Below are 16,729 nucleotides of genomic sequence, written 5' to 3'. Positions count from 1 at the left end.
GTCGTTTAATGAAGAACCGCATACACTGCGGTTCTCACTCACTTCTGCTAAAAGCGATGAAAACGACGATATCGAGCACGTTGCTGTCTTTGGGCCTGATGCTGGCGGCGCCGCTGCCTGCCGCGCAAGCGGCCGACTACGCGGTGCGCCAGACCTGGACGCTGGACCAGGCGGGCCGCTGGGATTACCTGGAGGTCGATCCGGTGCGCCATCGATTGTTCGTGACGCGCGGCGACCGTGTGCAGGTGCTTGATCTGCCCTCGGGCAAAGTGGTCGGCCAGATCGGCGGGCTGCAGCGCGCGCACGGCGTGGCGCTCGCGCAGAAGCTGAACCTGGGTTTCGCCAGCAGCGGCGGTAACAACAGCGTCGTCGTGTTCGACCTGGCGACGCTGCAGACGCGCCAGGAGGTGAAGGTCTCGGGCCAGAATCCGGACGCCATCCTGTTCGAGGAAGGCAGCGGGAAGCTTTACACCTTCAACGGCAAGACCAACAATGTCTCGGTGTTCGACGCCGCCAGCATGGCACCCAAGGCCACGATCGAGGTGGGCGGCAAGCCGGAGTTCGCGGTCACCGACGGCAAGCGCATTTACGTCAACATCGAGGACAAGGGCGAAATCGCGGTGATCGACATCGCCACCGACCGTCAGGTGGGGCGCTGGCCGCTGGCCGGCTGCGAGGAACCCACCGGCCTCGCGCTGGACGCCGCGCACCGTCGCCTGTTCTCGGCCTGCCAGAACGGCGTGCTGGCGGTGACCGACGCCGGCAGCGGCAAGTCGGTGGCGCGCGCCGCCATCGGCAAGGGTTCCGACGCGGTGGTGTTCGACGCCGCCAGCGCCACCGTGTTTTCCTCCAACGGCGACGGCACGCTGAGCATGATCCATCAGGACGACGCCGACCACTATGCGAAGGCGGTAACGCTGCGCACCGAGAAGGGCGCGCGCACCATGGCCATGGATCACGACGGCGGCGCGGTGTATCTGCCGACCGTGGTCGATAAACACTTCACGGTCATCGTGGCCACACCCTGAGCGACCATGCGACTGTTGTTGATAGAAGATGACCCGATGATCGGCGAGAGCATGCTGGAGGCCCTGCGCGGCGAACGGTATGCGGTCGACTGGGTGCGGGATGGCGTGGCGGCCGAACTGTCGATGCGCCAGGATATCTACGACCTGCTGATACTGGACCTGGGGCTGCCCGGGCGGCAGGGCATGGACGTGCTGCGGCGCCTGCGCGCGCAGGGCGGCCAGACGCCGGTGCTGATCGTCACGGCACGCGACGCCACCGCCTCCCGCGTCGAGGGCCTCGATGCGGGCGCCGATGATTACCTGGTCAAGCCCTTCGATCTCGATGAACTGCTGGCCCGCATCCGCGCCGTGTTGCGCCGGCGCGGCGGCCATCATCATTCGCTGGTGACGCATGGCGCCTTGAGCGTGAACCTGGCGGCGCACGAGGCCACGCTCAACGGCGTGGCCCTGCACCTGTCGTCGCGCGAATTCGCCTTGTTGCGCGCGCTGCTCGATGTGCCGGGCAGCGTGGTGTCCAAGGCCCAGCTGGAGGAGAAGATCTACGGCTGGGGAGAGGAAATCGAGAGCAATACCATCGACGTCTACATCCATCACCTGCGCAAGAAGCTGGGCAGCGAGTTTATCAAGAATGTGCGCGGCGTCGGCTACAAACTGGCCAGCCTGACATGAAGTCGATCCGCGCGCGTTTGTTGGCCGGGCTGCTGTTCGGTACCCTCTGCTGCACGCTGGTCGCCGGGCTGCTGCTGTTCCAGCGGGCCAATCACGAAGCCGATGAACAATCGGACCTGCGCCTGCGCGAAGTGGCGTGGGCCTTGCCGCCGCATTTGGGCGACGGCGTCCAGGTGCCCAAGGACGCCGACCTGGACGACGCGGTGCTGGTGCAGGTGTGGGACGCCGCCGGCCGCGTGGCGTATGTGTCGGAGCTGTCGCAGGCCTTGCCGAGGCAGTCGCTGGCGGGGTATGGCGCCATCACTCATCGGGGCGAGCGTTGGCGCGTGTATGGCGAACAGCGGGCGGACTATTACATGCAGATCGCCCAGCCGTTCGCGATGCGGGAGCGTATCGCGGCGCACATGGCGCTGCGCATCGTGCCGCCGTTGTTGGCGCTGTTGCCGGCGTTGGGGGCGCTGATCTGGATCGTGGTCGGCTTGGCGCTGCGGCCATTGGAACAGGTCGCGCAGGCTGTGCATGGCCGCTCGCCTGGATCGCTGCAGCCTTTGGAGACCGCCGGCATGCCGCCGGAGTTGATGCCGATTGTCGTCGCGCTCAACGGCCTGCTGGGCAAGATCGACAGCGCGATGGCGGCGCAGCGCAGCTTCGTCGCCGACGCCGCGCACGAACTGCGCTCGCCGCTGACGGCGCTCAAGCTCCAGTTGCAACTGGCCGAGCGGGCCGGCAGCGACGAGCAGCGCGAGGTTTCGTTCCAGCGGCTGCATGAACGGCTGGACCGCTCCACGCATCTGGTGCATCAGCTACTGACGCTGGCCCGCCACGAGCAGCATCACACGCGGCCGGCGCTGGTGCGGACCGACCTGCTGGCGCTGGCGCGGCAGGTGGTCGCGGATCACAGCATCCTGGCCGAGAGCCGGGGCATCGATCTGGGTGTGACGGGCGGCGGCGAACCGCTGTGGGTGCCCGTGCATCCGGAAGGCCTGTCCGTCATGCTCAGTAACCTGGTCGACAACGCGGTGCGCTACACGCAGGCCGGCGGGCAAGTTGATGTATCGGCCGGCATGGAGCGCGGCATGGCGTATTTGCGGGTGGCCGACAACGGGCCCGGCGTGCCGGAGGCGGAACGCGCGAGGTTGTTCGACCGCTTCTACCGGCCGGACGGCAACGCGGTCTGGGGTTGCGGCCTTGGCCTCTCCATCGTCAAGAACGTGGTGGAAGGCCATGGCGCCGAAATTGAATTGACCAGTAACGACGGCGTTGGCTTGGTGGTCACAGTGTATTTGCCAACGGCTTGATTTAACAAGGATAAGGATATGCTTACATTACGACAGCTGCACCGCTACCTCGGCGTCTTCTTCACGCCGGCCATTGTGTTCTTTGCCCTCTCCGGGGCGCTGCAAGCCTTCGACCTGCACAAGGGCGCGCATCGCGGCGATCCGCCGACCTATCCGTGGATCGCGGCCATGGCCACGCTGCACAAGGATCAGGAGGTGTATGAGCCACCCAAGCCGAAGGCGCCCGCCGCTGCGCCTGCGCCGGCCGCAGCTGCTCCGGCCGCGCCAGCGCGCGCCGCCGCGCCGGAGGAACACGTCAACATGCCATTGAAACTGTTCGTGGTCGCGCTGGCGGTCGGCTTGTGCCTGTCGTCGCTGGCGGGATTGTATATCGCGTTCACCAATCCGCGCAGCCGCCGGTCGGCCGGCTTTGCGCTGGCGGGCGGCATGGCGCTGCCGGCGCTACTCGTGCTGCTGGCCTGACGGCGTCGCCGGCATCGGGTCGGCTGATACGCAGGGCGCACGCACCAGCAGCTCGGCCAGGTGCGGGAACTCGGCGGGGGTGACTTTGCGTGCGGTCTTCGCCGTCGCCGCGTCGACCACGCGCTGGTGGCTGATCACCATGTTTTGCGACGGGACGACCAGAATGTATTGACCGTAGTAGCCCCACGCCATGTAGGAGCCGGTCAGCGGCGAGCCAGCCGGCAGCGACGGTATCCACCACAGCAGGCCGTAGTCAAGCTGGCGGCGCGCGGTGGAGGGCGGATGCATGTCTGCCGCGCGCGTGAACGGCGTCGTGATGCGGGCGAGCCAGTCGGCCGGCAGCAATTGGCGGCCGTTCCAGCTGCCTCGCTGCAGCATCAGTTGGCCGAGGCGGGCCATGTCGCGTGTCGACAAATGGAAGTGATAGGCCAGGTGGCGCGAGCGCGCGGGATCGCCGGCGCGGTGCTGCTGCGAGAGCCGGAAGTCCTCCATCTGCAAAGGCTGGGCCAGATCGCTGGCGAAGCTGCGATAGATGTCGCGCCTTGTCAGCTGCTCGTACACGGTGCCGGCCGCATTGAAGTCCCAGTTGTTGTACAAGAAGTAGGCCCCCGGCTTTTGCGAGCCGCGAGGTGGCGCGGCGTCGGCGTCGTCGCCGGGATTGGCGGCGACATGATAGACGCCGGAGCGCGCCGCCAGCAGGTCGCCGACGGTGGCCGTGCGCTCCAGCGGCAGCAGGCCGCCGACGTCGTCGATGTCCAGCGACGCCAGGCTGCGGTCCAGCGCGATCGTGCCGTCGGCGACGTAAGGGCCGTACATCATGGCCAGTATGCTCTTGCGGACCGAGTAGACTTGATTGGATTGTTCGACCGGCCCATAGCTGGCCAGCACCTGGCCGTCGCGCACCGCCAGCATCGACGTGCTGGCCAGCGTTTTCAGATAGTCCTGCGCCTGCGCCAGTCCCGCGCGACAGGCCTGGCTTTGCGCGGGCATGGCGCTCCAGTGTGCGCCCGGCGTGGAGGCTGACGCTCCGGCGCACAGCGCCAACAGCAGGAATCCCGACGATCGCATGGCCGTTCCTAAGGCAGCAGCAGCGAGTGCTGGCTGGCGGTGTGGAAGTCGCGCCAGACCCGGTTGATGGCGCTGTCCTCGTGGGCGGCGTACAGGCCGCAGTATGGGTACAGCTCATCGACCGCCGCGCGCGAGGCGGCGACCAGCGCCAGTGAACTGGCCTGCAGCGCGTGCAGGTCGCCGTCGGCCAGCGTTTTGCCGTCTTCCACCATCGCCCAGCTGCGATCGAGCACGTGGTAGAAGTGCGCGCGCGCCGCGGCGTGAACCTGCTCCTTGGCGCGCACCAGCGCCGCCACCTCGGGCACTTCCAGCAGCGGCAGGCCTTTGATGGCATGCCGGCGGCGGCTCATGCAGGGCCGCGCCAGTTGCAGGAAGTGGCTTGCCATCCCCGCCACGTTGGCCGCCAGCGTGACGAAGGCCAGCGAATAAAACGGAAAGCGATACAGCGGCCCGTCCGCCGTGGCGGCGGCGGGGCTGATGGTGAAGCCATGATCCTTGCCGATCCAGGCGCCGTCGATGCGGTAGCTGTGCGAGGCGCTGGCGCGCAGGCCGATGCTGGCCCACGACGGCACGATCTGCACCAGCTCCGCCGGCACGAGGAAGGCGCGGATGCGCGGCGCGCCATGTTCGTCCAGCAGCGGCTGACCGTCGGCGCGCAGCACCGCGTTCAGGGTGAAATGGGTGGCCACCGGCGCGCCGCTGGCGTAGTCCCAGCGGCCGGTGATGCGGAACCCCGCGGCTTCCCCATCGCCGTCCTGGTCGGCGTAGCCGGTCGGCGCTCCGCTGCCGCCGAGGCACACGCGCTTGCCGCCGATGATGTCGCGCGCCAGTGCCGGCGGCAGGAAGCCGGCGAACCATCCGGCGCCGGCGCACAGCGTGAGCACCCAGCCCATGCTGCCGTCGATGGCGGCCACTGCTTCCTCCAGCCGCACCGCCTGCGGCAACGGCAGCTCGGCCCCGCCGCTGGCGCGCGGCGCCAGCATCCTGAGCCAGCCGCGCCGGTGCAGCAAGGCTTGCTGGACCGGGTGCAGGAAACGGGCTGCATCGGCCATGGCCGCGTAGCGTTCGATACGGCGCGCATCGCGCGCGAGCAGGGGATCGGTCATGCTGTATCTTTTAGAAGTAGCAAAGCCCGGCATTTTCGCACTTATTTGGCTTCGACATGCCATTTCGGTATGTCTTGAGCGACAAAATTGATTGGATTTGCCGGCATCGTTCGTCGTAGCATGGGGGCGCACAATTCCCACTCTTTGAAAGTCAGATGATGTCAGCAATTAAACTTGCGATCGTAGGTGTCGGCAAGATCGTCCACGACCAGCACTTGCCCGCCGTCGCGGCGAACCCGGATTTCCAGCTGGTGGCCTCGGCCAGCCGGCATAACACCGTCGAGGGACTGCCCGGTTTCACCTCCATCGAGGCGATGCTGGCGGCCGTGCCGGAGATCGACGCCGTGTCGCTGTGCATGCCGCCCCAGTACCGCTACCAGGCCGCGCGCGCCGCGCTGTTGGCCGGCAAGCACGTGTTCCTGGAGAAGCCGCCCGGCGCCACGCTGTCCGAAGTGGCCGATCTGGAGGCGCTGGCCGCCGCCCGTGGCCTGACGCTGTTCACCAGCTGGCATTCGCGCTACGCGCCAGGCGTGCAGCCGGCCAAGGCCTATCTGGCCGCCCACGCGCCGACCGCGATGCAGGTGATCTGGAAGGAAGACGTGCGCCAGTGGCACCCGAACCAGGAATGGATCTGGCAGGCGGGCGGTTTGGGTGTGTTCGATCCGGGCATTAACGCGCTGTCCATCGTCACCGAAATCCTGCCGGCGCCGATCTTCCTGAACCGCGCCGCGCTGGAGTTCCCGGAGAACCGTGATGCGCCGATCGGCGCCGAGCTGCAGTTCCAGGACGGCGCCGGCATGCCGGTGCAGGCCAGTTTCGACTGGCGCCAGACCGGCAAGCAAAGCTGGGATATCGTCGTGCAGACCGCCGACGGCGAGCTGAAACTGAGCGACGGCGGCGCGCGCCTGTGGGTGCATGGCGTCGAGCAGCCGCTGGAAAAAGAGGCCGAGTACCCGTCGCTGTACCGCCGCTTCGCCGAGTTGGTCCGCGCCGGCCGCTCGGATGTGGACGTGGCCCCGCTGCGTCACGTGGCCGACGCCTTCATGCTCGGCCAGCGCAAGGTGGTCGACGCCTTCCACGACTGATCCGCGTCAGGCCATCTGCCCGATGGTCTTGCGGAAGCGCCGCAGCGAGGTGGCGAACAGCACCGCGCCGATCGCCACCAGCGCCAGCATCTGCGGCCAGATCACGGACAGCCCCGCGCCCCGGTACAAAATGGCCTGGGCGGCGGCGACGAAGTGCGTGGTCGGCGCGGCCAGCATGATGTCCTGCACCAGTACGGGCATGCTTTCGCGCGGCGTCGAGCCGCCCGACAGCAGTTGCAGCGGCAGCAGCACCAGCACCAGCAGCATGCCGAACTGCGGCATGCTGCGCGCCAGCGTGGCGAGGAAGATCCCCATCGAGGTGGTGGCGAACAGGTGCAGCGCCGTCACCAGCACGAACAGCGAGATCGAGCCGGTGATCGGCACGTGCAGCGCGCCCTGCACGATGAACAGCAGCGACGACAGCGCCGCCAGCACCACCACCGACCCCATCGACCACACCTTGGCCAGCATGATCTCCATCGGCGTCACCGGCATCACCAGCAGATGCTCGATGGTGCCATGTTCGCGCTCGCGTATCAGCGCGGCGCCGGTCAGGATGATGGACAGCATGGTGACATTGTTGATGATCTCCATCAGCGAGCCAAACCACGATTGCTCCAGGTTGGGATTGAAGCGCATCCGCAGGTCCAGGTCGACCGGCGGCGCGGCGGCCTGCTGCTGGCGGCGCAGGAAGTCGCCCACCTCGGCGCTGACGATCTGCTGGATGTAGCCGTTGCCGGTGAAGGCCTGGCTCATGCGCGTGGCGTCGATGTTGAGCTGGATGGACGGCGAGCGGCCGGCCAGCGTGTCGCGCTGGTAGCCGGGCGGGATGGACAGCACGAAGGTGTAGTCGCCGTTGTCGAGCCCCGCGTCGGCCTGGGTGGCGTTCACCACCGACGGCGTGTGGAAGTGCGGCGGATAGAAGCCGGCCGTGATCCGCGCCGACAGCGGCGAGCCGTCCAGGTCGACGATCGCGATGGCGGCGTTGTGCAGGCTTTCCGGCATCGCCGTGGCGGCCACGTAGATCGACAGCGTGAAGGTGTAGACGATCAGCACCAGCATGGCGGGATCGCGCAGTAGGCTCCACAGCTCCTTGATGCCAAGCCGGTAGATGTGGGCCAGGCGGGTGTTCAATGGTACGCGCATGGTCATCGCTCCTGTTTGTCCAGCAGCAGTGCCGATGCGGTCAGGATCACCGGCACCGCCAGCAGCAGAGGCCACATTGAGCCGCCCAGTTCATTCAATCCGAGCGCCTTGCTGAACACGCCCCGGCTGATGGTGAGGAAATGGGTGGCGGGGTAGATGCGCCCGATCAGCGCGCCGGCGCCGGACAGGCCGGACACCGGGTTTAACAGGCCTGCGAACTGCACGCAGGGGATGATGGTGCCGATCATGGTCACGAACAGCGCGGCGATCTGGCTGCGCGTGAAGGTGGACACCAGCAGGCCCAGGCCCGTCGAGCAGATCACGTAGATCAGCGCGGCCAGCGTCAGCGCCAGCAGGCTGCCTTTGACCGGCACGCCGAACACGGTGGCGGCCAGGATGGTCAGCAGCACGAAGTTCAGCATGCCCAGCGCGATGTAGGGGATCTGCTTGCCGAGCAAGAATTCGAGTCGCGTCACGGGCGTCACGTACAGGTTGAGGATGGAGCCGAGTTCCTTCTCGCGCACCACCGACAGGGCGCTGAGCATGGCGGGGATCATCATCAGCAGCATCGGGATCACGGCCGGGATCATGGCCGGCAGGCTCTTGACGTCGGGGTTGTAGCGGTAGCGCGTTTCCAGCGTGCCGGCGCCGGCCAGCTTCATGCCCAGCCGGTGCTGCGCCATGTCGGCCAGCCAGCCCATGTGCATGGCCTGGACGTAGCCGCGCGTGGTCTCGGCGCGCATCGGCATGGCGCCGTCGACCCAGGCGCCCACCGTGACCGGCGCGCCGCGTTGCAGGTCGCGGCCGAAGCCGGGCGGGATCTCGATCGCCAGCGCCAGTTCGCCGCTGCGCATGCGGCGGTCCAGGTCGTTGTAGTCGGCGATCGGGGCGCGTTCGATGAAGTAGCGCGAGCCGGACAGGTTGAGCGCGTAGTTCTGGCTTAATCCGCTCTGGTCGCGGTCCAGCACGGCGTAGGACAGGTTTTCCACGTCCATGTTGATGCCGTAGCCGATGATGAACATCAGGATGGCGGTGCCCAGCAGCGCGAGCGTGGCGCGCACCGGGTCGCGGCGCAGTTCCAGCGTTTCGCGCAGGGTGTAGCTGAAGCCCCGTTGCAGGGCGCCGCGCCAGCGCGTGCGCGGCGGACCGGCGGATGGGGGGGATGATGGTGCTGGCGCCGCGTCGGCGGCGGCCGGGGCGGTTGCGGCGGGCGGCGCGGTTTCGCCGGCGGCTTCCTCCAGGTAGGCGATGAAGGCTTGTTCCAGCGTGTCGACGCCGCGCATGGCCGGCAGCGCGGCCGGCGCGGCGCTCACCAGCACGCGGCCGGCGTGCATCAGCGAGATGCGGTCGCAGCGCTCGGCCTCGTTCATGAAGTGGGTGGAGATGAAGATGGTGACCTGGTCGTTGCGGGCCAGGTCGATCATCAGGCGCCAGAACATGTCGCGCGCCACCGGATCGACGCCGGAGGTCGGCTCGTCGAGGATCAGCAGCTCCGGCTTGTGCACCATGGCCACCGCCAGCGACAGGCGCTGGCGCACGCCCAGCGGCAGCTGCTCGGGCAGGGAGTCCAGCGCGGTGTCGAGGCCGAAGCGGCGCGCCATATCGGCCACGCGGCCTTCGATCTCGGCCTCCGGCACGCTGAACATGCGGGCGTGCAGCACCAGGTTCTGCGCCACCGTCAGCTCGCCGTACAGCGAGAACGCCTGCGACATGTAGCCCACGCGGCGACGGGTGGCCATGTCGCCGGCATCGACCTCACTGCCGAACAGCAGCGCGCTGCCCTCGGTGGCCGGCAACAGGCCGGTGAGCATTTTCATGGTGGTCGATTTGCCGCAGCCGTTCGAGCCGAGGAAACCGAAGATCTCGCCACGGCGGATGCGGAAGTCCACATGGTCGACCGCGGTGAAATCGCCGAACCTCATCGTCAGGCCCTGGGCTTCGATGGCGATGCTGTCGTTGCCCTCGGACGGCTGGAACGGCGGCACGGTCACCGCGTGATGGTCGCCACGCTTCTCGGCCGGCAGCAGCGCGATGAAGGCTTGCTCCAGCGTGGTGGTGCCGGTGCGGGCGCGCAGCTCCTGCGGCGTGCCGGTGGCCAGCACCTGGCCGCCGTCCATCGCCACCAGCCAGTCGAAGCGGTCGGCTTCCTCCATGTAGGCGGTGGCCACCACCACGCTCATGCCGGGACGCTGGCGGCGGATGTGGGCGATCAAGTCCCAGAACTGCGCGCGCGACAGCGGGTCGACGCCGGTGGTCGGTTCGTCGAGGATTAGCAGGTCGGGATCGTGGATCAGCGCGCAGCACAGGCCCAGCTTCTGCTTCATGCCGCCGGACAGTTTGCCGGCCGGCCGTTGCAGGAACGGCGCCAGGCCGGTGCTGGCGGTCAGCTCGTCGATGCGGCGCCGGCGGCTGGCCGCGTCGTGGCCGAACAGGCGGCCGAAGAATTGCAGGTTCTCTTCCACCGACAGCGTCGGATACAGGTTGCGGCCCAGGCCCTGCGGCATGTAGGCGATGCGCGGGCAGACGTCGTCGCGATGGCGCTTGCTGCGCATGTCGCCGCCGAGCACCGTCACGCTGCCTTGCTGCACGGCGCGCGCGCCGGCCACCAGCGACAGCAGGCTGGATTTGCCGACGCCATCCGGCCCGATCATGCCGATCATGCGGCCGGCCGGCAGATCGAGGTCGATCGCCTGCAGGGCGCGGGTGTCGCCGTATTGCAGTGTCACTCCACGCAGCGCGGCCACGCCGGCTGCGCTTGCGTCGCTCATTGCGGCACCTTGATTTCCAGGTTGGCCGGCCATGGCGTGCGGGCGTCAAGCTGCACCCAGGCCACGCCGGGAAGGCCGGTCTTGACCAGTTTCATATGCTTTTGCAGCAGCGCCGGATCGATCTGCGCCTTGACGCGGAACATCAGCTTCTGGCGCTCGCTGGTGGTCTCCACGGTCTTCGGCGTGAACTGCGCGGTGCTGGCGACGAAGGAGACGCGCGCCGGCAGCACGTACTGCGGCGCGGCGTCGAGGATCACGCGCACCGGCGCGCCCAGCGCCAGCTTGCCTGCGGCCTGCTCGGGCACGAAGAAGGTCATGTAGACGTCGGCCAGGTCGACCAGGTTGAGCACCTTGCCGCCGCTGCCCAGCACTTCGCCCGCCTGCGCGATGCGGTATTGCACGCGGCCGGCGCGTGGTGCGGTCAGGGCGCTGTCGGCCAGGTCGACGTCGATGCGGTCGACGGTGGCCTTGGCGGCGGTGACCGAGGCGCGGGCGCCTGCCACCTGGGTGCGCGCGGCTTCGACGGCGCTGCTGGCCGCTTCCACTTGCGCGCGGGCGGCGCGGATCACGGCGCTGGTGGCGCGCACTCGGGCGCGGTCGTCGTCCAGTTCCTGTTCGGACGAGGCGCCTTCGAGCACCAGTTTTTCGGAGCGCTTGAGACGGCGCTGGGCGGCATCGAGTTCGCTTTCGCGCTGCACCACCAGCGCCTGCGCGGCCTGGTAGTCGCTCTGGCGCATGGCGACCATGGCGTCGGCGCTGGCGACGGCGGTTTGCGCCTGCGCCTGGCGGGCGGCGGCTTCGTCGCGCTGGGCTTGCAGCGAGGTGGCCTGCATGTGGGCCAGCACCTGGCCGGCGGTGACGAAGTCGCCTTCGTTGACGGCGATGTCCTGCAGGCGGCCGGGCAGCTTGGCGGCGACGTCGATCTCGGTCGCCTCGATGCGGCCGTTACCGCTGGTGAATTCGGGGCCGGGGCCGGTCGGGTGCATGCGGTACCAGGCGTAGCCGGCGCCGGCCAGCAGGGCGGCGCCGACGGCGGCCGCGGCGAGTTTGCGTGTCAGGTCTGGGGTCATATGCGGGTCAGGGGAAGGTCAATGGAAGCGAGCGGCGGGGCGGCCAGCACGGGGTCGCCGCCGAGCGCGCTGTACAGGGCGATGCCGGCGCCCAGCAGGGCGCGGCGCAGCTGGATCAGCTGCTGTTCGGCGCTGAGCAGGTCGCGCTGGGCGTCGAGCACGTCGAGGAAGGGCGCGGCGCCGCTGTCGTAGCGCAGCTGGGACAGGCGGGCGCGTTCGCGTTGTACTTGCAGGGTCCGTTCGGCGATGCCCACCTGCGCGGTCAGCCAGGTTTGCGCGGAGAGCGCGTCGGCCACGTCGCGGAAGGCGCCCTGGATGGTCTTCTCGTAGTTGGCGATGGCGCTGTCGCGGCGCGCTTCGGCCAGCGTCAGGTTTTGCCGGCGGCGGTCGCCGTCGAACAGCGGCAGCGTGATGCTGGGGGCGAAGGTCCACGAGCGGCTGCCGCCGGCGAACAGGCCGTCCAGCTCCGCGCTGGCGGTGCCCAGCGCGGCGGTCAGGGTCACTTGCGGGAAGAAGGTGGCGCGGGCGGCGCCGATGTTGGCGTTGGCCGCGCGCAGCTGGTGCTCGGCGGCGACGATGTCGGCGCGGCGCTCCAGCAATGCGGATGGCAGGCCGGGGGCGAGCGCGGGCAGGGCGCCGGCCAGATTGTCGGCCAGGCCGCCGCCTGCGTTGCCGCGCAAGTCGCCCGCCGCGTTGGCGGCCGCTTTTCCGGCCACGTTCGCGCGCGAGGCGCCGCCCGGTTCGCCGGCCAGGTTGCCTGCCGCGTTGACGGCTTCGGCGTCCAGCGGCGCCAGCGCGTTCGGGCTGCCGACCAGCAGTTGCAGCGCGTGGCGCTTGCGGTCGCGTTCCTGCTCCAGCTGGCTGGCGAGCGCCTGTGCTTGCAGCAGCAGGGTTTCGACCTGGGTCAGGTTCAGGCGCGAGGTGGCGCCGACCGCGACCCGGCGCGAGAAGATGCGGTAGCTTTCCTGCCGCGTCGCCAGCGTGCGGCGCGCCAGCGCGATGCGCTGGTCGATCTCGCGCACGTCGAAGTAGCCCTCGGCCACGTGGGTGATCAGCGACATGGTGATGGCGCGGCGCGCGGCGTCGCTGGCCAGGTACTCTTCCAAGGCTGCACCGCGCAGGCTGGCCAGGCGGCCCCACAGGTCGATTTCCCAGGCGCTCACGCCCAGGCCGGCCTGGTACTGGCTGGTGATCATTTCGTGGCGGGTCAGGCTGAGGTCGGCCGGCACCTGCTGGCGCTGTCCGCTTGCTTGGGCGGCCAGCACCGGCAGGCGGTTGGCGCGCTCGATGCCGTAGGCGGCGCGGGCCTGCTCGACGCGCAGGACGGCGATGCGCAGGTCGCGGTTCTGCGCCAGCGCCTCAACGATCATCGCCTGCAGCGCTGGCGATGCGAAGTAGCCGCGCCATTCGGGCAGCGCGGCGGTGGCGCCGGTGGCGGCGGGGGCGTCGTAGCGGTCGGCGACCGGCAGCGGCGGCCGGGCGTACTGCGGCGCCATCGAGCCGCAGCCTGGCAGCAGCGTCGCGGCGGACAGCACGGCGGCCAGCGCGACCGCGCTCACGGCGGTGCGTGGCCTGGCGAACGGCGCAGGCTGGAACATAGTCAAACTCCTGGTGATTGTAGGGTGATGCCGAAAATCAAGCAGCGGGGGCAGTGTACGGCGGCGGTCAAGCCCGTGTAATTGATGTAGATCAAAAATCAATAAACGGACTGCGGGCGCCGTCCGTCCGAGGGGAACTTACGGGGAGCTTACGGGTGTTGCTGGCGGTAGCGGTGGGCCAGCATCAGCGCCAGCGCGGCCGAGGCGGTGCGGGCGGCGGCGTCATCGGCGCGGCTGGTCAGGGCGATCGGCACGGCCGCGCCCAGCACCACGCCGCACACGGCGGCGCCGGCCAGGTATTCGAGCTGCTTGGCCAGCAGGTTGCCGGCCTCCAGGTCGGGCGCGATCAGGATGTCGGCGTGGCCGGCCACCTCGGAGACGATGCCTTTCACGCGCGCGGCCATCGGCGAGATGGCGTTGTCGAACGCCAGCGGGCCGTCCAGCAGCGCGCCGCTGATCTGGCCGCGCTCGGCCATCTTGCACAGGGCCGCCGCGTCCAGCGTGGACGGGATCTTGGGCGTGACGGTCTCGACCGCCGACAAAATGGCGACCCTGGGCTGCGCCGTGCCCAGCGCGTGCGCCAGCTCGATGGCGTTCTGCACGATGTCGACCTTGTCGTCCAGCGTGGGCTGGATGTTGAGCGCGCCGTCCGAAATCAGCAGCACCTTGTCGTACAGCGGCACTTCGATGCGGAACACGTGCGACAGGCGGCGCGCGGTGCGCAGCCCCGGCGCGGCCAGCACGGCGGAGATCATCTCGTCGGTGTGCAGGCTGCCTTTCATCAGCATTTCCACTTCGCCGGCGGCGGCCATCGCGGCGGCGCGCGCTGCCGCCGCGTGGCTGTGCGGCACGTCCACCAGCTCCACGCCTTCCAGCGACAGGCCGGCGCTCTCGGCCAGGGCCCGCAGCCGCGCCTCCGGGGCGATCAGCACCGGTACGATCAACTTGTGGGTGGCGGCGTCGAGGGCGCCGCGCAGCGATTCCTCGTCGCAGGGATGGACCACGCCGCAGCGAACCGGCGTCAGCGGCGCCGCAGCGTCCATCAGGCTGGCATAATTGGCGTGCACCTGGGACAGGCTCAGCGGCGGCAGGTGCACGCGCGGACGGCGTACCTTCTCGCTTGGCGCGATCACCGTGGCGACGCCGTTCAGCACCACGGCGCCGGTCTGGTTCTTGATCTCGCAGTCAAGCAACACATGTTTCTTGGCCGGTTCCATCGACGTCACCGTGGCGGTGATGCGCAGCTCGTCACCGATGCGCACCGGCTTGAGGAACTGCAGCGTCTGTCCGAGGTAGATCGTGCCGGGGCCGGGCAGCACCGTGCCCAGCAGGCGCGAGATCAGCGCCGCGCCCCACATGCCGTGCGCGATCACGCCGTGGAACAGCGTGTGGCCGGCGTATTCGGGATCGACGTGGGCGGGGTTCACATCGCCGGAGACGGCCGCGAAGGCGGCGATGTCCTCCTTGGTCAGCGTGCGGCACAGGCGCGCGGTCTGGCCGACATGCAGTTCGTCGTAGGTGATATTCTCGATGATGTCGTCGGAAGCGTTCATGATTGTGGGAGTGGGTTAACAATGCAGGGCAGTCTAGAGAGCGCCCTCCTGGAAGTATTTGATCCAGATCAAATACTTTGGGGACACGCCCCAACCATAATCTGTGCATCTTACATCCAGGAGGACAAGTGAAAACCGCACAGCTGAAAGTAGTACCGGCCACGGCGCCGCCGCGCAAGCCGGCCGCCGAGGAGCAAAGCAACGCGCTGGACCTGTATCTGCAAAGCCAGATGGCGCGCCTGACGGGCGGCGTGTCGCCGATCGCCATGTCGCTGGCGTTCCAGGACTGGTTGCAGCACCTGGCCGTCGCGCCCGGCAAGTGCACCGAGCTGGCCGCCAGCTACCTGGGCGGGCTGGCCGGGGCCGGCAAGCCGGACGTCGGCGGCGACAGCCGTTTCGATAGCGACGCCTGGCGGCAATGGCCGTACGCGCAGTATGCACAGAATTTCAAACAGGCGGAGCAGTTCTGGAACCAGGCCACTACCGGCGTGCGCGGCGTGGCGCCGCACCATGCGGAAGTGGTGGCCTTCACCGCCCGCCAGTTGCTGGACATGTACTCGCCGTCGAACTTCCTGTGGACCAATCCCGAAGTGCTGCGGGCGGCAGTCGCCAGCGGCGGGCGCAGCCTGATGGACGGCGCGCTCAACTGGCGGCGCGACCTGTGCCGCCGCCTGGCGCCGCCGGACATGGCGGTGCCGGAGCCCACCGGTCCGAGCTACGTGCCGGGCCAGGACGTGGCGGTGACGCCGGGCGAGGTCATCTTCAGCAACGAGCTGATCGAGCTGATCCAGTATTCGCCGCAGACCGAGCACGTCTACCGCGAGCCGGTGCTGATCGTGCCGTCTTGGATCATGAAGTACTACATCCTCGACCTGTCGCCGCACAATTCGCTGGTGCGCTACCTGGTGCAGCAGGGCCACACCGTGTTGATGCTGTCCTGGCGCAATCCCGACCAGCACGACCGCGACATGGGCATGGACGACTATCTGCGGCTGGGCGTGTTTGCCGCGCTGGAGCAGGCCGACCGGCTGGGCGGCGGCGTGCCGGTGCACGCGGTCGGCTACTGCCTGGGCGGCACGTTGCTGGCGATCGCCTCGGCGGCCATCGATTCGGGCGAGCACGGCAAGCATGCCAAGCTGGCCTCGGTGACCTTGCTGGCGGCGCAGACCGATTTCAGCGAGCCGGGCGAACTGGGCCTGTTCATCGACGACAGCGAGCTGGCCTTCCTCGACGCGCTGATGTGGGACCAGGGCTACCTGGACGGCGACCAGATGGCCGCCTCGTTCCAGCTGCTGCACGCGCGCGACCTGGTGTGGTCGCGCATGATGCGCGAGTACCTGATGGGCGAGCGCACCGCGCCCAACGATTTGATGACGTGGAACGCCGACAGCACGCGCCTGCCGTTCCGCATGCACAGCGAGTATCTGCACGGGCTGTTCCTGCGCAACGACCTGGCCGAGGGGCGCTATCTGGCGCAGGGCAAGCCGATCGCGCTGTCCGACATCCGCACGCCGATGTTCGTGGTCGGCACCGAGCGCGACCACGTGTCGCCGTGGCGCTCGGTGTACAAGATCCATTTGCTGAGCGGTGCGGTGATCGACTTTGTGCTGGCGTCCGGCGGGCACAACGCGGGCATCGTCTCCGAGCCGGGCCATGCCAACCGCAGTTACCGCTGCCATCCCGACAACGTGGCCGGAGCCAGCTACAACAGCCCGCAGGAATGGCTGGACAGCGCGGACCGCAAGGAGGGTTCATGGTGGCCGCACTGGCAGCAATGGCTGGTGCGCCATGGCGACCGGCATCGTGTGACGCCGCCCGCCATGGGCCTGGGCCGGGTGTTGGGTCCGGCGCCAGGACGGTTCGTGTTGCAGCACTAAA

Annotated in this window: 13 protein-coding genes; 6 read left to right on the top strand and 7 right to left on the bottom strand. The window is 68.6% G+C overall.

The window, feature by feature from the left end; translation table 11 throughout:
* Positions 1–56: 56 nt before the first annotated feature.
* From ACUJB0_RS02960 to ACUJB0_RS02945, 4 genes are read left to right on the top strand one after another with little or no spacing between them, the layout of a single operon-like run.
* On the top strand, positions 57–1,028 hold the full coding sequence (locus ACUJB0_RS02960) for a YncE family protein (protein ID WP_444843917.1): 972 nt from the start codon (positions 57–59) through the stop codon (positions 1,026–1,028).
* Positions 1,029–1,034: 6 nt separating this feature from the next.
* Positions 1,035–1,697 carry a response regulator gene (locus ACUJB0_RS02955; protein ID WP_444843916.1) on the top strand — a complete coding sequence of 221 codons (663 nt, stop codon included), beginning with the start codon at positions 1,035–1,037 and terminating at the stop codon, positions 1,695–1,697.
* Positions 1,694–2,995 (top strand): ATP-binding protein, encoded by a 1,302-nt coding sequence (locus ACUJB0_RS02950; protein ID WP_444843915.1) that lies wholly within the window; start codon positions 1,694–1,696, stop codon positions 2,993–2,995. The genes ACUJB0_RS02955 and ACUJB0_RS02950 overlap by 4 nt, the downstream gene beginning before the upstream one ends.
* An 18-nt stretch (positions 2,996–3,013) precedes the next feature.
* Positions 3,014–3,457, top strand: coding sequence for a hypothetical protein (locus tag ACUJB0_RS02945; RefSeq protein WP_444843914.1), 444 nt, complete (start codon positions 3,014–3,016; stop codon positions 3,455–3,457).
* Here ACUJB0_RS02945 and ACUJB0_RS02940 read toward each other — a convergent pair.
* Positions 3,437–4,525: a serine hydrolase domain-containing protein gene (locus ACUJB0_RS02940; RefSeq protein WP_444843913.1), complete on the bottom strand. Its 1,089-nt coding sequence runs from the start codon at positions 4,523–4,525 to the stop codon at positions 3,437–3,439. The two genes, ACUJB0_RS02945 and ACUJB0_RS02940, sit on opposite strands and share 21 nt — an antisense overlap.
* A gap of 8 nt (positions 4,526–4,533) precedes the next feature.
* On the bottom strand, positions 4,534–5,631 hold the full coding sequence (locus ACUJB0_RS02935; protein WP_444843912.1) for an acyl-CoA dehydrogenase family protein: 1,098 nt from the start codon (positions 5,629–5,631) through the stop codon (positions 4,534–4,536).
* A 155-nt stretch (positions 5,632–5,786) separates the two neighbouring features.
* On the opposite strand from ACUJB0_RS02935, the gene ACUJB0_RS02930 reads away from it, so the two are divergent.
* Positions 5,787–6,716 carry a Gfo/Idh/MocA family protein gene (locus ACUJB0_RS02930; protein ID WP_444843911.1) on the top strand — a complete coding sequence of 310 codons (930 nt, stop codon included), beginning with the start codon at positions 5,787–5,789 and terminating at the stop codon, positions 6,714–6,716.
* Between the two features lie 6 nt (positions 6,717–6,722).
* Here the strand turns inward: ACUJB0_RS02930 and ACUJB0_RS02925 are convergent, their stop codons facing one another.
* The 5 genes from ACUJB0_RS02925 to ACUJB0_RS02905 form a co-directional block, all read right to left on the bottom strand.
* The gene (locus ACUJB0_RS02925; protein ID WP_444843910.1) at positions 6,723–7,862 is read right to left on the bottom strand and encodes an ABC transporter permease; all 1,140 of its coding nucleotides are present in this window, start codon (positions 7,860–7,862) and stop codon (positions 6,723–6,725) included.
* 2 nt (positions 7,863–7,864) lie between these two features.
* Positions 7,865–10,630, bottom strand: coding sequence for a ribosome-associated ATPase/putative transporter RbbA (gene rbbA / locus ACUJB0_RS02920; protein WP_444843909.1), 2,766 nt, complete (start codon positions 10,628–10,630; stop codon positions 7,865–7,867).
* Positions 10,627–11,700 carry an HlyD family secretion protein gene (locus ACUJB0_RS02915; protein ID WP_444843908.1) on the bottom strand — a complete coding sequence of 358 codons (1,074 nt, stop codon included), beginning with the start codon at positions 11,698–11,700 and terminating at the stop codon, positions 10,627–10,629. The genes rbbA and ACUJB0_RS02915 overlap by 4 nt, the downstream gene beginning before the upstream one ends.
* Positions 11,697–13,298: a TolC family protein gene (locus tag ACUJB0_RS02910; protein WP_444843907.1), complete on the bottom strand. Its 1,602-nt coding sequence runs from the start codon at positions 13,296–13,298 to the stop codon at positions 11,697–11,699. The genes ACUJB0_RS02915 and ACUJB0_RS02910 overlap by 4 nt, the downstream gene beginning before the upstream one ends.
* A gap of 149 nt (positions 13,299–13,447) precedes the next feature.
* A complete protein-coding gene (locus ACUJB0_RS02905; RefSeq protein WP_444843906.1) occupies positions 13,448–14,851 on the bottom strand; it encodes a bifunctional enoyl-CoA hydratase/phosphate acetyltransferase in 1,404 nt (467 codons plus the stop codon).
* Between the two features lie 128 nt (positions 14,852–14,979).
* Between ACUJB0_RS02905 and ACUJB0_RS02900 the strand changes: the two genes are divergently transcribed.
* On the top strand, positions 14,980–16,728 hold the full coding sequence (locus ACUJB0_RS02900) for a PHA/PHB synthase family protein (protein WP_444843905.1): 1,749 nt from the start codon (positions 14,980–14,982) through the stop codon (positions 16,726–16,728).
* Position 16,729: the final 1 nt, after the last annotated feature.

Source organism: Duganella caerulea (genome assembly GCF_040362985.1).
Lineage (GTDB): Bacteria > Pseudomonadota > Gammaproteobacteria > Burkholderiales > Burkholderiaceae_D > Rugamonas > Rugamonas vulcania.
This window is presented reverse-complemented; position numbering and strand designations above follow the sequence as displayed.

Coding starts and splice junctions, on each gene's coding strand:
- ACUJB0_RS02960 (WP_444843917.1), top strand. CDS start 57: ATGAAAACGACGATATCGAGCACGTTGCTGTCTTTGGGCCTGATGCTG.
- ACUJB0_RS02955 (WP_444843916.1), top strand. CDS start 1,035: ATGCGACTGTTGTTGATAGAAGATGACCCGATGATCGGCGAGAGCATG.
- ACUJB0_RS02950 (WP_444843915.1), top strand. CDS start 1,694: ATGAAGTCGATCCGCGCGCGTTTGTTGGCCGGGCTGCTGTTCGGTACC.
- ACUJB0_RS02945 (WP_444843914.1), top strand. CDS start 3,014: ATGCTTACATTACGACAGCTGCACCGCTACCTCGGCGTCTTCTTCACG.
- ACUJB0_RS02940 (WP_444843913.1), bottom strand. CDS start 4,525: ATGCGATCGTCGGGATTCCTGCTGTTGGCGCTGTGCGCCGGAGCGTCA.
- ACUJB0_RS02935 (WP_444843912.1), bottom strand. CDS start 5,631: ATGACCGATCCCCTGCTCGCGCGCGATGCGCGCCGTATCGAACGCTAC.
- ACUJB0_RS02930 (WP_444843911.1), top strand. CDS start 5,787: ATGATGTCAGCAATTAAACTTGCGATCGTAGGTGTCGGCAAGATCGTC.
- ACUJB0_RS02925 (WP_444843910.1), bottom strand. CDS start 7,862: ATGCGCGTACCATTGAACACCCGCCTGGCCCACATCTACCGGCTTGGC.
- rbbA (WP_444843909.1), bottom strand. CDS start 10,630: ATGAGCGACGCAAGCGCAGCCGGCGTGGCCGCGCTGCGTGGAGTGACA.
- ACUJB0_RS02915 (WP_444843908.1), bottom strand. CDS start 11,700: ATGACCCCAGACCTGACACGCAAACTCGCCGCGGCCGCCGTCGGCGCC.
- ACUJB0_RS02910 (WP_444843907.1), bottom strand. CDS start 13,298: ATGTTCCAGCCTGCGCCGTTCGCCAGGCCACGCACCGCCGTGAGCGCG.
- ACUJB0_RS02905 (WP_444843906.1), bottom strand. CDS start 14,851: ATGAACGCTTCCGACGACATCATCGAGAATATCACCTACGACGAACTG.